The following is a 14,469-nucleotide window of genomic DNA, read 5'->3' on the forward strand; positions in this document are numbered from 1 at the left end:
ACCGGCGGTACCGATGCTCGCGCCCGCGGAGCGGCTCTCGGGCGCGGCTCGGGATGCTCGGAGGGTCGGACCGTAGAATCGACCGGATCGTGCGGTCATGAATCGCACAGGAGCGAAATCCCACATGACCGTCAGTCACCCGCCCGCGGGAACCACCGCGCCACGCCCGCAGGCGCCGTCGCGCGCTCGCCGCACGGCGCCGGCGGCGCTCCTCGCGACGGTCCTGCTGCTGATCACGGGTCTGCTCGCGGTTCCCTCCGCCTCGGCATCCACGGCGACGCCTACCCCGACACCCACGTCCGCCGTCGCACCCGGCGAGGCCGTCTTCACGCTGTCGCCCATCGCGAACGGCATCGTCCGCCCCGGCGATGGACTCGCGGTCTCGGTCACGCTGCAGAACGGGACGGATGCCGCCACCCCCGCGACCGCCGTCACCCTGTCGCTCGGTTCGGAGGCGCTCACCGGCCGCGCCGCGCTCAACGCATGGCTGAACGGGGACGGGTCGTCCTCCGGACTCGCGGCGGTCGGCCAGGCGGCCCTCCCCGCCGTGGCCCCCGCCGGCACCGAGACCGCGGGGATCGTCGTCGCCCCGACCGATCCGTCTCTCGCCGCCCGTGCGCCCGGCGTGTACCCGCTGTCCGCCGCGTACGACCTCGGCGACGGACCGGTCATCTCCCGCAGCGTCATGATCGTCCCTCCGGATGCCGCAGCCGAAGTCGGTATCGGCGTGATCGTCCCGATCACCGCCGCAGCGACCGCCGAGGGCCTGCTCACCGCGACCGAGCTCGCCGCACTGACCGCGCCCGAGGGCTCGCTCACCGACCAGCTCGACGCCGTGGACGGAACGGCGGCGATCCTGGCGGTCGATCCGGCCATCCCGGCCGCCATCCAGGTGCTGGGCAGTGCCGCCCCCGCCACGGCGACGGCCTGGCTGGCCCGCCTGGACGCGCTCCCCAACTCCCGGTTCGCGCTGCAGTTCGGTGACGCGGACGTCGCCGCGCAGATGCAGGCGGGGCTCTCCAGGCCCTTGCGCCCCCTGTCGCTGCAGTCGTACATGGTGCCGGCGGACTTCACGGCGTCCACCGGGGCGACCCCGTCGCCGAGCCCCACGGCGGAGCCCGGCGAGCCGGTGTACCCGACCCTCCCCGAGCTGCTCGACATCGGCGGCGCGCGGGAGAGCGTGTTCTGGCCGGGCACCGGCACGACCACTCCCGCAGTCGTCCAGTCTCTCGGCGCGGTCACGATCGACGGCCGCGACTCGCTCACCCTCGTGCCGTCGACCGCGACGGTGGCGGGCGCCTCCGGCGGGACGGTTCCGGGCCGGGCGATCTCCGGCGACGCCGACCTGCTCGTCTACGACGCCGACGTGTCGCGCGAGCTGCGGGCCGCATCCGACGAGGAGGAGACGAGCCTGCGCGGCGCTCCGCTGACCGCGGCGGCCGCCTACCTCGCGTTCGCGACCGCGCAGAGTGGCGGCGAGCCCATCGTCGTGACGCTCGACCGCGGCGAAGACCGCTCCCGCGTGGCACTGCGGACCGCGATCACCTCTGCGTCGCAGGCGCCCGGGGTCACCCCGCTGACGCTGGGCGGTGTCGCGGCCCGTATCCCGGCATCCGTCGAGATCGCCGACGGGCCGGTCGACCAGGTGCGTGTCGACGCGGCCGCCGCGCTCGTGGCCGACGAGGCCCAGGTGAACCGGTTCTCCACGATCCTCGACGATCCCACGGTGCTCACCGGGCCGGAGCGGGCGGAGATCCTGCAGCTTCTCGGGCTCGCGTGGGTGCCCGAGCCGGAGGAGTGGACGACCGCGCTCGCCGGGCACCGCGCCGCGACGGCGACGACGCTGGACAGTGTCGGCATCCTTCCGCCGAGCGACATCAACCTCTTCAGCGCCGGCGCCCCGATCCCGATCTGGGTGCGCAACGACCTGGACTATCCGGTGAACGTGGTGCTGTTCGCAACCCCCGACGACCTGCGCCTGGACGTCACGCGTGCGAACGAGGTCACCGCCGGCGCGAACAGCAACACGCGTGTCCAGGTGCCGGTCCAGGCGCGCGTGGGCAACGGTGAGGTCTCCGTGCAGCTCCAGCTGCGCAGCCGCACGCTCGAGCCCATCGGCGATGCCCAGGTGGTCGACGTGAACGTCCGCGCCGACTGGGAGGGCATCGGCCTGGTCATCCTGTCGGTCCTCGTCGGAGGGTTCCTCCTCCTCGGCGTGGTGCGCACCGTCCTGCGGTTCCGGCGACGGTCCCGCCGGGCGGCGGAGACACCGGATGCCGCGTCCGCCGAGACCGACCACGACAAGGGCACCGGATGAGCGGCATCGGACGGGCCAGCGTCCTGATCGGAGCGGGGACGATCGTCTCGCGGCTCACAGGCCTCCTGCGCACGGTCGTGCTCGTCGCTGCGGTCGGCTCTGTCGGCAGTCGTGCCGGCGACGCGTTCGCCCTGGCCAACCAGCTGCCGAACAACATCTACGCGATCATCTCGGCCGGCATCCTCACCGCCGTGATCGTGCCGCAGATCGTCAAGGCCACCGCGCACGACGACGGCGGGCGGGCGTTCGTGTCGAAGCTGTTCACGCTCGGCACGGTCGTCCTGGTCGTGACGACCGCGACCGCGCTCCTCGTCGCGCCGTGGCTCGTGCAGCTGTACGCCCCGAGCGCCCCGGCGGATCAACTGGCGCTCGCCACGGCCTTCGCCTACTGGTGTCTGCCGCAGATCCTGTTCTACGGGCTGTACGCCCTCGTCGGCGAAGCGCTGAACGCCCGGCGGATCTACGGACCGTTCACGTGGGCGCCGATCGTGAACAACGTCGTCTCGATCGCCGGCTTCCTCGTGGTCATCGCGCTGTTCGGCTCGGATCTGACCGCCATCTCGGACTGGACGCCCGATTCGATCGCGCTCCTGGGCGGAACGGCCACGCTCGGGATCGTGGTGCAGACCGCCGTCCTGCTCGCCTTCTGGCGGCGCACAGGTCTGCGGGTGCGGCCGGACTTCCGCTGGCGGGGCGTGGGGCTCGGCCACATCGGCAAGCTCGCGGGCTGGACCTTCCTCATGGTGATCGCCGGTCAGCTCGCCGGGCTCGCGCAGACGCGCATCGTCTTCGAGGCGTCGGGCGAGGGAGCCTCGATCGCGGCGATGCAGAACGCCTGGCTCATCTTCATGCTCCCGTACTCGGTGATCGTGCTCTCGATCGGCACCCCCTACTTCACGCAGCTGAGCGAGCACGCCGCCGCCGGCCGCGACGACGAGGTCCGCGGTGACATCGGACGCAGCATCCGCACCCTCGGTCTGTTCATCGTGATCGCGACCGCCGCCCTGGCCGTGGCGGCCGTGCCGGCCTCCCGTATCTTCACGAACTCCCGCGATGCCGCCGTCGAGGCCTCCGTCGTCCTGCTGTGCTTCCTGGTGAGCCTCGTGCCGCTCGCCGTCCTGTTCGTGATCCAGCGCACGTTCTACGCGTACAACGACACCCGCACCCCGTTCTTCTTCACGCTCCTCCAGTGCGTCCTGGTCGTGGTGACCGCGGTCGTGGCGTCCGCGACGCTCCCGCTGCAGTACCTCGCCGCCGGTGTGGCGCTCGGTCAGTCGTTCGCGAGCATCGTCCAGGTGATCATCGCCACCTGGCTGCTGAATCGACGCCTCGGCGGACTCCGGGTGGGGGCATGGATGCTGTCGCTCGGACGCTTCGTCCTCGCCGCGGTCCCCGCCGCCGGAGCGGGCTGGCTGACCTTCCAGCTGCTCGGCGGCGTCGACGGGTGGACCGTCTCCGACAAGCTCCTCGGCGCGGTGGGCGCCGCGATCATCGGGATCGCGTCCCTCGTCGTCTACGGGGCCTTCCTCGCGCTGCTGCGCGCTCCTGAACTGAAGCCGGCACTCGAGATCGCGCGCCGCGTGCTGCCCGGCCGCCGCTGAGGCCGGGGCGGCGGAATGCCGCGCGACTACCATGTGTTGAAGCATCCGGAGCAACGAAAGAGAGGCGCTCGTGCGTCAGGTCATCATCATCGGATCGGGTCCGGCAGGCTTCACGGCCGCCATCTACGCGGCACGGGCGAACCTCGCCCCGCTCGTGGTGGCGAGCTCGGTGGAGGTCGGCGGCGAGCTCATGAACACGACGGATGTGGAGAACTTCCCGGGCTTCCCGGAGGGTATCCAGGGTCCGGAGCTCATGGCGAAGATGCAGGCGCAGGCCGAGCGCTTCGGCGCCGAGATCCTGTACGACGACGTGGTCTCGCTCGACCTCGAGGGCCCCGTCAAGACGGTCACCCTCGGCAGTGGCGCTGTGCACCAGGCGTCGTCGGTCATCTACGCGACCGGTTCGGCGTACCGCAAGCTGGGTCTGCCCGGCGAGGAGCGTCTCTCCGGTCGCGGCGTGTCGTGGTGCGCCACGTGCGACGGCTTCTTCTTCCGCGAGCAGACGATCGCCGTCGTCGGCGGCGGCGACTCGGCGATGGAGGAGGCGACCTTCCTGACCCGCTTCGCCTCGAAGGTCTACGTCATCCACCGCAAGGACTCGCTGCGCGCCTCGAAGATCATGCAGGAGCGCGCGTTCGCGAACGAGAAGATCGAGTTCCTGTGGAACACCGAGGTCGCCGACATCCTGGGCGACGAGGCTGTGAACGGCGTCCTGCTGCGCTCGACGGTCGACGGATCGACCCGCGAACTCGCCCTGAACGGGCTCTTCGTCGCGATCGGCAACGACCCGCGTACGCATCTCGTCCACGGCAAGCTCGAACTGACCCCCGAGGGCACGATCTGGGTCGACGGCCGGTCCTCCCGGACGTCCGTCGCCGGCGTCTTCGCCGCGGGTGACGTGATCGACCCCACCTACCGCCAGGCTGTCACGGCCGCCGGCAGCGGGACCGTGGCATCGCTGGATGCCGAGCACTTCCTCGCCGCACTCGAGCAGGCCGGCGGTGACCCGCAGGTGGCCGAGGACATCGAGGTCGCGACCGACATCCCCGACCCGGCGACCGACGAGCCCGAAACCGGCTCTGCGGCTGCCTGAGAGTCACCCGGGCACCGGAACAATCCGGCATGCCCCCGCGTTTTCCCCAATACCTACCTCAATCAAGGAGAAATGACATGACCGCCAAGGCGACGACATCCGCGACCTGGGAGCAGGACGTGCTGCAGGCTGAGGGCCCCGTCCTCGTGGACTTCTGGGCGGCCTGGTGCGGCCCCTGTCGCATGGTCGCCCCCGTGCTGGACGAGATCCAGGCCGAGAACGCGGGCAAGATCACCGTTCTCAAGCTCAACGTCGACGAGAACCCGGATCTGGCGATGAAGTACCAGATCACGTCGATCCCGGCGATGAAGGTCTTCAACAAGGGCGAGGTCGAGACCACGATCATCGGTGCGAAGCCGAAGTTCGCGATCGAGCAGGACCTCGCCGCCTACCTCGGCTGATCCTCGAATGTCGAAGCCCCGATGAGATCACGGTCTCATCGGGGCTTTTTCGTGCGATCGGATGCCGCTACGACGCGTCCGTGCGGGCGGCGTCCCAGCGCCGGTGGGTGGTCTCGTCGCCGATCAGGCGCCAGACCGCCTTCGTCAGCGGTGGGTAGTCCAATGCGATCTGCCGCAGCACCCGGTAGTGCCGGGACGAGTTCGGTCGCGCGCCGCCGTTCGCGGCGATGTTCTCCGCGCGGAGGATGAAGACGACCAACTCGTCGACGGTCGGCAGATCCTCCATGAAGTCCCATGGATCCTCACCCGCGCGCAGCCGCTCGTCGACGAGGACCGACAGCTCGTCCGCGGCTTCCGCGCGAAGGAGCTCGAGGCTCGCGCGTCTGCGCGGGTTCTCGTCGTGCGTCGCCATCAATCCAGCGTACGTCGGATTTCCGGTGCGCTGCCCGGGACGTGGACAGCCGGGCCTCAGAGTTGCGAGTAGCCGGACTCGCCGATCTCCTCGAGGATGCGGTTGAGGTCCTGGATGCTCGCGAAATCCACGATGATCTGGCCTTTTCTTGCGGTGAGCGAAATCTTCACGCGAGTGCTCAACCGATCACCAAGCCGTTCCGCGACCTCATCGAGGTGCGCTCGGCGGGCACCGGCCTGAGGTCTCGGTCGTGTCGGACCCGACTCCGGCGCCTTGGCCGCGGCCTCGGCCGCGCGCACCGAGAGGTCCTCGTTCACGATCTTGTCCGAGAGCCGCTGCATGCTGTCGGCGTCCTCGAGCGACAGGATCGCCCGCGCATGGCCGGCGCTCAACACGCCCGCCGCGACGCGTTGCTGCACCGGGATCGGCAGCTTGAGCAGCCGGATAGTGTTGCTGATCTGCGGTCGCGACCGCCCGATGCGGGTCGCGAGCTCTTCCTGGGTGATGCCGAAGTCCGACAGCAGCTGCTGGTAGGCCGACGCCTCCTCGAGCGGGTTCAGTTCGGAGCGGTGCAGGTTCTCGAGGAGCGCATCGCGCAGGAGATGCTCGTCGGCGGTGTCGCGGATGACCGCGGGGATCGACTCCAGTCCGGCCTCACGCGCGGCGCGCGTACGACGCTCACCCATGATCAGCTCATACGTGCCGTCGCCGACCTCGCGGACCACGACCGGCTGCAGAACGCCGAATTCCCGCACGCTGTGCACGAGCTCGGCGAGGTCATCCGGGTCGAAGTTCGTCCGCGGCTGGCGTGGGTTGGGCACGATCGCATGCGGATCGATCTGCTGCAGGCGCGCGCCGGGCACGGTGACGAGTTCCTCCGCGGCCGCCTCGACCTCAATGGCCTCTTCCTCGGGAGCACCCGGGAAGAAGACGTCGACGGGACGCGACTCCGAAGACGTCTCGCTCGTGGGGATCAGCGCGCCGATCCCCCGTCCCAGTCCGGTGCGTTTGGCCATCAGTTCTCTCCTTCGGCGGCTGCGCCGACGTTCTCGGGATGCCGCGCTGCGGCATCCGCGTGGGTTTCCTCGTTCGCGCCGTCCACTGCGCGGCCGTCCGTCGTATCGCGACGGATGATCTCCACCGCCGCCTCACGGTAGGCGACGGCACCGGCTGACGCCCCGTCGTACGCGATCACGGTCTGGCCGAAGCTCGGGGCCTCCGAGACGCGCACCGACCGCGGGATCACGGTCCCGAGGACTTCCTGCGGGAAGTGCGAGCGCACCTCTTCCGCGACCTGCTGCGCGAGACGGGTGCGCCCGTCGTACATCGTCAGCACGATCGTGGAGAGACGGAGGCGGGGGTTCAGGTGCTTCTGGATCATCCGCACGGTCCCGAGCAGCTGGCTGAGGCCCTCCAGCGCGTAGTACTCGCACTGGATCGGGATCAGCAGCTCGTCGGCGGCCGCGAAAGCGTTGATCGTGAGCAGACCGAGCGACGGCGGGCAGTCGATGAGGACGAAGTCCAGACGCTCGTCGAGATTCGCCAGATACTCGTCGAGCGCGGTCCGCAAGCGGTGCTCGCGCGCGACCTGCGAGACGAGTTCGATCTCGGCGCCGGCCAGATGGATCGTGCTCGGCGCGCACAGCAGATTCGTCGACTCCGGGCTCGTCTGGACGATGTCGGCGATCGGGAAATCGTCGATCAGGACGTCGTAGATGCTGGGGATGTCTGCGGTGTGGGGCACACCGAGCGCCGTGGAGGCGTTCCCCTGCGGATCCAGATCGATCACGAGAACGCGCGCACCGACCGATGCGAGCGCCGCGGCGATGTTCACGGTCGTGGTGGTCTTCCCGACCCCGCCCTTCTGGTTCGACACCGTGATCACACGCGTGCGGCCACTGAGCCGGACGGTCACGGAATCGAGGACGCGACGACGGGCGGTCAGATCAGCGAGTTCCCGGGCGATGGGGCTGTCGTCGAGCGAGAAGGATGCCGTCGAATCGGCGTTTTCAGGATGTTTCACGTGAAACAACCTCTCTTTCGCGCTTCTCCGGACATGGTCTTCCACTCTAGCCGCCGGTCCTGACGTGGCCCGAACGAGACGGTGCCGACGGGATGTTTCACGTGAAACGGGTGTCGGTCAGCGCACCGTCGCACGGACGACCCGTGTGGGTTCGGCAAGGAGGTCTTCACCCACCACCTCGACGCGCACGTTCGCGATGCGGTACTTGCGCAGCGCCTTCTCGGCTCCGGCTATCTCGAGTGCGGCGTTCGCCCCCTTGAGGAGGATCAGTTCGCCACCGTCGCGTACGAGGGGAGCGGTGAGGGGGACCAGTGTCTTGAGCGCGCTCACAGCGCGGGCCGTCACGGCATCCAGCACAGGACCACGCCTCCATTCCTCTGCTCGAGCCCGCACCACGTCGACGTTGTCCAGACCCAGCGCGTCCTTCTGCTCGGTGAGCCAGGCGACGCGTCGCTCCATCGGCTCGATGAGAACCCACTCCACGTCGGGACGGGCGATGGCGAGCACGAGTCCCGGCAGACCCGCTCCGGACCCGACATCACCGACACGGCCGGAGAACAGCGGCGCAGTGACCGCGCTGTTCAGCACGTGCCGGGTCCAGAGGCGCGGCGGCTCCAGGGGACCGATGAGGCCGCGCTCCTCGCCGTGCGCAGCCAGCGCGGCGGTGAAGGCGCGTGCGAGGTCGATGCGATCGCCGAAGATCCGCTCAGCGACCGCCGGTTCTTCCTCGACGCCCGCGGTCACTTCGGGATCCCGTGTTTCACGTGAAACATCAGCCACGGCTGATGACCGTGTGCCGGTCGGCGCCCTCACCGTAGGACTCGGACGTGAAGCCGCGGTCCGCGACGATGTCGTGCACGAGCTTGCGCTCGTAGCTGGACATCGCGGGAAGCGACGCCTGCGTCGAGCCACCCTCTTCGAGCCGGGCGATCGCGCGGTCGACGAGCGTCTCCAGTTCACGCTGGCGCTGATCACGCGATCCTCCGACATCGAGGATCAGGCGTGAGAAGCGCCCCGTCCGGTTCTGCACGGCGATACGTGTCAGCTCCTGCAGAGCCTGGACGGTATCCGGGTCGGAAAGGAGTGCGAGCGACCCCGGCTGGTCGGACTCGAGCGAGACGTACGCGCGACCCGACTTCACATCCAGGGCGAGGTCACCGTCGATGTCGGCGATGTCCAGCAGTTCTTCGAGGAAGTCGGCGGCGACGTCGCCCTCCTGCTCGAGCTGTTCGACCGTGGCGGCGACGCGCTCGGGAGTGGACGTGGGAGACGTGATGTCAGAAGTCATGGCTGTTCCTGGGTGACGGGAGTGACGGTGGGTCAGGTGGCGGTGCCGGTGGCGGGGTCTGTCGACCCACCGGGTTTCGTACCCGCATCACCCGACTTCTGCGCCTGCTTCTTGGCACGCTGCTTACCGACCGGCTGCTGACGCTTGGGGGCGGCGGCGCGCGCGCGTTCTGCCTCCTCGAACAGTCGCTGCTGCTCGGCCTGGTACTTCTCGAGCGGGATGATCTTGCCGGACGAGTCGATGGCCTTGCCCTTGCGCGCGAGGCGCTCCTCGCGCATCTTGGCCGCCTCAGAACCGGGCGTGGGCATGTTCCGGATCACGATGAACTGCTGCACCATCGTCCACACGTTGCTGGTGAACCAGTAGATGACGACACCGAGCGGGAAGAAGACGCCGGAGAAGACGAAGGCGAACGGCAGGACGTAGAGCATGATCTTCTGCATCTGGTACGCCTGGCCGGTCTTGGCCTCGGGGGAGAGGTTCTTCGAGATGATCTGCAGCTGCGTGAAGAACTGCGAGACGATCATCAAGACGACGAGCACGAGCAGGATGCCGACGGTGACCTGCCAGCCCTCGGCCTGGGTCTCCCACGCGCCCACGAGAGTGTCGTGGAGGGACGCGACGCCGAAGAGCTTCGCGTTGTAGAACTCGGTCATGAGCTCATTGGTGAGCAGGCCCACGCCGGTGTGGTTCGGATCGGTCTTGATCGTCTGCACGCCGTTGAGCACGCTGAACAGCGCGAAGAACACGGGCATCTGCACGAGGAGCGGCAAGCACGACGAGGCCGGGTTCGTGCCGTGCTTCTTGTACAGCGCCATCGTCTCGCGGCTCATGGCCTCGCGAGAGAGCTGGTCTTTCTTGCCCTTGTACTTTTCCTGAACTTTTCGCAGTTCAGGGGCGATTTCCATCATCTTCCGCTGGCTCTTGATCTGCTTGACGAAGAGCGGAATGAGGGCGGAGCGAACGACGAGGACCAGGCCCACGATCGCGAGGACCCACGTGATGCCCGCAGCCGCCGGCAGGCCCATCGCGGTGAACAGCCAGTGCCAGGAGACGAGCACGAGCTCGACCGCCCATTTGAGCGGCCAGAGGATGATTCCGATCAGATCCGGCACGGATCAGTCCTTTCTCAGGGGTACGACGAATCCTCGCGGAGTCAGGTCGTACCGGAAGTTCTTGTGGAGGGGCACGTCGTCGACGCCTCCCTCCGCCCAGGGATGACAGCGGGCGATCCGGGTCGCCGCCATGATCGAGCCGACGAGAGCACCGTGCTGCTGCACGGCGCCGACCGCGTAGGCCGAGCACGACGGGTAGTACTTGCAGACATCCCCATATGTATGGGAGATCGTCGCACGATAACCATGGAGCAAGCTCAACACGGAATTGCGCGGCAGGAGCGGAATCGCACGGATCCACGCGGACTGATCGAGGCGCGCCTCGCCGACGGAGGCCATCGGCAGCGTCTGCGTGCTCACGCGCCGCTCCGAGCGAGGCAACGCGTCACGTCGGCCCGCAACGCGGCGAAGTCGGCATCACGCCCTGACGGAAGGACGCGGATCACGACATCCGACCCCGGCCTGACATCCGTCAGCGCCTCGGCGCACACCGCCTTGAGCCGGCGACGAAGAGTGTTGCGCACGACGGCGGATCCCACCTGCCGACTCACGATGAAGCCGAAGCGCGGCGGACGGGATTCACCGGTTGCGCTGGTGTACACGACCGTGTTCGCGCTCGCGCACCGACGGCCCCGACGGACGACGGCCTTGTAATCCGCTCCGCGGGTGAGTCGGTTCGGCCTCGCGAGCACCGCTGCAGGTCAGGCGGAGAGCTCGGTGCGCCCCTTGGCGCGACGAGCGGAGAGGATGCTGCGGCCGGCGCGGGTGCGCATGCGGGCGCGGAAGCCGTGCTTCTTGGCGCGGCGGCGGTTGTTCGGCTGGTACGTGCGCTTGCTCATGAGATCACTTCCGGATCAGGTGTCTCCGGAACGCTCTGACCGGGGACGTGGGTATTCGGGACTGCCCTGAAGGCATAAGTCAACCGATTAAGGTTACGTTCCCGCGCGCGAGAACTCAAACCCGCCGGACCGGACAGGCCATTATGGCGAGGAATACCCGCAGTCCTGGCAATGACACGCGGTGCGGTCCTACAGTGGAGTTTGCTCCCGCGGCGGCCGCTGACTAGCGTGGCTCGGGCAGTTATCCACAGGTTCGGCGTGACGATCTCCGTCGGAAATCCTGGCCTGCGTCAATTCTCCCGGGGGGACCATGTCATCGCACGAGATTCCAGATGTTCCCGTCTGGTCCGCCGTGCTCGATGAACTCGCGGGCGATGACCGCGTCACCCCTCAGCTGCAGGGATTCCTGAGCCTCGCCGTCCCGCAGGGCGTCATGGGCGGAACGCTGTACCTGGACGTGCCGAACGACCTGACCGCGGCGCAGATCAACAAGCGGATGCGCGCCCCCATCATGGAAGCGCTCACCCGGGTCGACCAGGATCAGCAGCACGACCCCTCCGCCACGGCATTCCGCGTCGTGGTCAACCCGGAGTTGGCCTACTCGCGCTCCGCGCAGCCGGCGCCCGAGGCGGCCGAACCGCCCTCCGCGCCCACGCGCCCTCCTCTCGAGGAGCCTTTCGAACCGGCATCCGCCTCGCCCCGCAGCGACACACGGCTCAACCCGAAGTACACGTTCGACAACTTCGTCATCGGCCAGTCCAACCGCTTCGCCCACGCAGCCGCGGTCGCCGTCGCCGAAGCGCCGGCGAAGGCGTACAACCCGCTCTTCATCTACGGGGACTCCGGGCTCGGCAAGACGCACCTGCTGCACGCGATCGGCGATTACGCGCAGAGCCTGTATGCCGGCATCCGGGTCCGCTACGTCTCGAGCGAAGAGTTCACGAACGACTTCATCAACTCGATCGCGAACAACCGGGGATCGGCTTTCCAGGCGCGGTATCGCGACGTCGACATCCTCCTGATCGACGACATCCAGTTCCTGCAGGGTCGCGCCGAGACCCAGGAGGCCTTCTTCCACACGTTCAACACGCTGCACGACCACGACAAGCAGGTCGTGATCACGAGCGACGTGCCGCCCAAGCACCTCACCGGCTTCGAGGACCGCATGCGCAGCCGCTTCGAGTGGGGGCTCATCACCGACGTTCAGGCCCCCGACCTCGAGACGCGCATCGCCATCCTGCGCAAGAAGGCCCAGTCCGAACGTCTGCACATCCCGGACGAAGTGCTCGAGTACATCGCGACCGTCGTGTCCAAGAACATCCGCGAGCTCGAGGGAGCGCTCATCCGGGTGTCGGCGTTCGCCAGTCTGAACAGATCGACTCTCGACATCTCGCTCGCTCAGACCGTGCTGCGGGACATCGTCGACCAGGACGACGCGAACGTGATCTCGCCGACGGACATCATCACGGCGACGGCGGCGTACTTCAAGCTCACCGTCGACGACCTGTACGGCTCGAGCCGATCGCAGGCCGTCGCGACCGCCCGGCAGATCGCGATGTACCTCTGCCGTGAGCGCACGAGCCTGTCCCTGCCTAAGATCGGCCAGCTGTTCGGCAATCGAGATCACACGACCGTGATGTACGCGTACAAGAAGATCAGCGACCTCATGAAGGAGCGTCGCTCCATCTACAACCAGGTCTCGGAGATCACCGCACAGCTCGGCCGCAACTCGCGCTGACCCCCTCACGACGCCGATCCGACGCGTTCGTTCCCTCACCGCTCTCCCATGCCCGCTCAGGGATGTCGGTCGACCCTCCCGACGGGTTCTACACAGTGTGGAAAACCTGTGGATAACTCCGCAGAGCTGCGGAAACGTTGTGAGCGGACGACGCCGAGGCTGTGGATGGCGGATGCCGACCTGGTCGTCGCCTCCGCCCCGTGCACGAATCCATCCTCAGCGGTTCCACAACTCACACGCGTGTAGTTCCCGTGTCTCGCCAGGTGTCCACCGACTTATCCACAGTTCCCACAGGCGTTAAGAAGATGACAGAGAAATTGGTAAGGGGAAAGGGTTCGATCACCTTGACGATGTCGGCGGACGGTCTGCGACCGCCTTGAAGGCGCCGGCGCGCAGGGCACTAGCATGGGAGAGCCCAAGCCGATGTCAAGGGAGCGCCAGTGAGGTTCCACGTCAATCGCGATGTGTTCAGCGAAGCCGTGTCGTTCGTCGTCAAGCTCCTGCCGCAGCGCAACCCGCAGCCGATCCTGGCGGGCGTGCTGATCGAAGCATCCGATGCGGGGCTGTCTCTCGCCGCGTTCGACTACGAGGCATCCGCCCGCACCACGATCGAGGCGACGGTCGACGAGCCCGGCACGATCCTGGTCCACGGCCGGCTTCTCTCCGAGATCGCGAGCCGTCTGCCGAACGCGCCGATCCAGATCGAGGTCGACGACGACGGCGGGATCCTGCTGACCTGCGGCTCGGCCCGGTTCACGCTGGCTTCGATGCCCGTGCAGGAATACCCCGCCATCCCCGAGGTCTCCGGCGACACGGGTCTCGTTCCTTCCGAGGACTTCGCGACCGCGATCGCACAGGTCGCCTTCGCCGCGTCCCGCGATGACGTGACTCCGGTCCTCACCGGCGTTCAGCTCGAAGTGTCGGGAACCCAGCTGAGCCTGGTCGCGACCGACCGCTACCGCGTGGCTCTGCGCGAGATCCCCTGGGACGGCGGCACCAGCGCATCGGACGAACCGACGACCGCGCTCGTCCCGGCCCGCACCCTCACCGAAGTCGGCAAGACCTTCGCGCATGGCGGCGACATCTCGATCGCGTTCTCCGGATCGGGTGATCGCGAGATCATCGCCTTCACCGCGGGCAACAAGACCGTCACTTCGCTGCTGATCAAGGGCAACTTCCCGCCGGTTCGGCGCCTGTTCCCCGAGCAGACCGAGCACCACGCGGTTCTGAACACCGCCGAGCTCGCCGAGGCGGTCCGTCGCGTCGCCCTCGTGCTCGACCGGTCGGCGCCGCTCCGCTTCACGTTCACCACCGACAGCGTCTCGATGGACGCGTCCGGCACCGAGCAGGCCCGGGCGACCGAATCGGTCGACGCGCACCTCACGGGCGAGGACGTCACGCTGGGGCTCAACCCCCAGTACCTCCTCGAGTCGCTCAGCGCCGTGCGCAGCGAGTTCGTCCGCATCACGTTCACCTCGAGCGAGAACGCGAACAAGCTCAGCCCCGTGTTGATCACCCCGCAGACCTCGGTCGACAAGGCCGGCGGCGAGTCGTTCAAGTACCTCCTGCAGCCGAACCTGCTGCTGCGCTGACCGCAGCCTCCGCGATCGGCCGCGGGGGTGGGCGCGATTAGGGTCGTACC

15 protein-coding genes are annotated in these 14,469 nt (G+C 68.1%); 6 read left to right on the top strand and 9 right to left on the bottom strand.

The features are described 5' to 3' along the window. The first annotated feature begins 124 nt into the window (after positions 1-124). The 4 genes from AB0P18_RS02130 (at position 125) to trxA (ending at position 5,412) form a co-directional block, all read left to right on the top strand. Positions 125-2,317: a DUF6049 family protein gene (locus AB0P18_RS02130; protein WP_363358689.1), complete on the top strand. Its 2,193-nt coding sequence runs from the start codon at positions 125-127 to the stop codon at positions 2,315-2,317. Then, a complete protein-coding gene (murJ, locus tag AB0P18_RS02135; protein WP_363358690.1) occupies positions 2,314-3,918 on the top strand; it encodes a murein biosynthesis integral membrane protein MurJ in 1,605 nt (534 codons plus the stop codon). The genes AB0P18_RS02130 and murJ overlap by 4 nt, the downstream gene beginning before the upstream one ends. Before the next feature lie 70 nt (positions 3,919-3,988). Beyond that, positions 3,989-5,011: a thioredoxin-disulfide reductase gene (gene trxB, locus AB0P18_RS02140; RefSeq protein WP_344050920.1), complete on the top strand. Its 1,023-nt coding sequence runs from the start codon at positions 3,989-3,991 to the stop codon at positions 5,009-5,011. A 77-nt stretch (positions 5,012-5,088) separates the two neighbouring features. Then, on the top strand, positions 5,089-5,412 hold the full coding sequence (gene trxA, locus AB0P18_RS02145; protein ID WP_344050922.1) for a thioredoxin: 324 nt from the start codon (positions 5,089-5,091) through the stop codon (positions 5,410-5,412). A 67-nt stretch (positions 5,413-5,479) separates the two neighbouring features. Here the strand turns inward: trxA and AB0P18_RS02150 are convergent, their stop codons facing one another. The 9 genes from AB0P18_RS02150 to rpmH all read right to left on the bottom strand — a co-directional run bounded on the left by AB0P18_RS02150 (position 5,480) and on the right by rpmH (position 11,089). Continuing rightward, positions 5,480-5,824 (bottom strand): tryptophan synthase subunit alpha, encoded by a 345-nt coding sequence (locus AB0P18_RS02150; protein ID WP_344050924.1) that lies wholly within the window; start codon positions 5,822-5,824, stop codon positions 5,480-5,482. Between the two features lie 56 nt (positions 5,825-5,880). Then, positions 5,881-6,840, bottom strand: coding sequence for a ParB/RepB/Spo0J family partition protein (locus tag AB0P18_RS02155; protein ID WP_363358691.1), 960 nt, complete (start codon positions 6,838-6,840; stop codon positions 5,881-5,883). After that, complete coding sequence (locus AB0P18_RS02160) at positions 6,840-7,847, bottom strand: ParA family protein (protein WP_344050929.1); 1,008 nt, start codon at positions 7,845-7,847, stop codon at positions 6,840-6,842. The genes AB0P18_RS02155 and AB0P18_RS02160 overlap by 1 nt, the downstream gene beginning before the upstream one ends. A 117-nt stretch (positions 7,848-7,964) precedes the next feature. Continuing rightward, positions 7,965-8,591: a 16S rRNA (guanine(527)-N(7))-methyltransferase RsmG gene (gene rsmG / locus AB0P18_RS02165; protein ID WP_363358692.1), complete on the bottom strand. Its 627-nt coding sequence runs from the start codon at positions 8,589-8,591 to the stop codon at positions 7,965-7,967. Between the two features lie 28 nt (positions 8,592-8,619). Further along, on the bottom strand, positions 8,620-9,135 hold the full coding sequence (locus tag AB0P18_RS02170) for a R3H domain-containing nucleic acid-binding protein (protein ID WP_363358693.1): 516 nt from the start codon (positions 9,133-9,135) through the stop codon (positions 8,620-8,622). A 32-nt stretch (positions 9,136-9,167) separates the two neighbouring features. Then, positions 9,168-10,250, bottom strand: coding sequence for a membrane protein insertase YidC (yidC, locus tag AB0P18_RS02175; RefSeq protein ID WP_363358694.1), 1,083 nt, complete (start codon positions 10,248-10,250; stop codon positions 9,168-9,170). A 3-nt stretch (positions 10,251-10,253) separates the two neighbouring features. Continuing rightward, entirely contained in the window at positions 10,254-10,589 is a 336-nt protein-coding gene (gene yidD / locus AB0P18_RS02180) for a membrane protein insertion efficiency factor YidD (protein WP_344055774.1), read from the bottom strand. Positions 10,590-10,606: 17 nt separating this feature from the next. After that, positions 10,607-10,942, bottom strand: a complete 336-nt coding sequence (gene rnpA, locus AB0P18_RS02185; RefSeq protein ID WP_363358695.1) for a ribonuclease P protein component — start codon at positions 10,940-10,942, stop codon at positions 10,607-10,609. Positions 10,943-10,951: 9 nt separating this feature from the next. Next, entirely contained in the window at positions 10,952-11,089 is a 138-nt protein-coding gene (rpmH, locus tag AB0P18_RS02190; RefSeq protein WP_344050940.1) for a 50S ribosomal protein L34, read from the bottom strand. 310 nt (positions 11,090-11,399) lie between these two features. On the opposite strand from rpmH, the gene dnaA reads away from it, so the two are divergent. Together dnaA and dnaN are read left to right on the top strand one after the other, a co-directional pair. Continuing rightward, on the top strand, positions 11,400-12,827 hold the full coding sequence (dnaA, locus tag AB0P18_RS02195) for a chromosomal replication initiator protein DnaA (protein WP_344050942.1): 1,428 nt from the start codon (positions 11,400-11,402) through the stop codon (positions 12,825-12,827). 440 nt (positions 12,828-13,267) lie between these two features. Continuing rightward, entirely contained in the window at positions 13,268-14,419 is a 1,152-nt protein-coding gene (gene dnaN, locus AB0P18_RS02200) for a DNA polymerase III subunit beta (protein WP_344050944.1), read from the top strand. Positions 14,420-14,469: the final 50 nt, after the last annotated feature.

This window comes from Microbacterium sp. NPDC064584 (genome assembly GCF_040687315.1).
GTDB classification, from domain to species: Bacteria; Actinomycetota; Actinomycetes; order Actinomycetales; family Microbacteriaceae; genus Microbacterium; species Microbacterium lacus.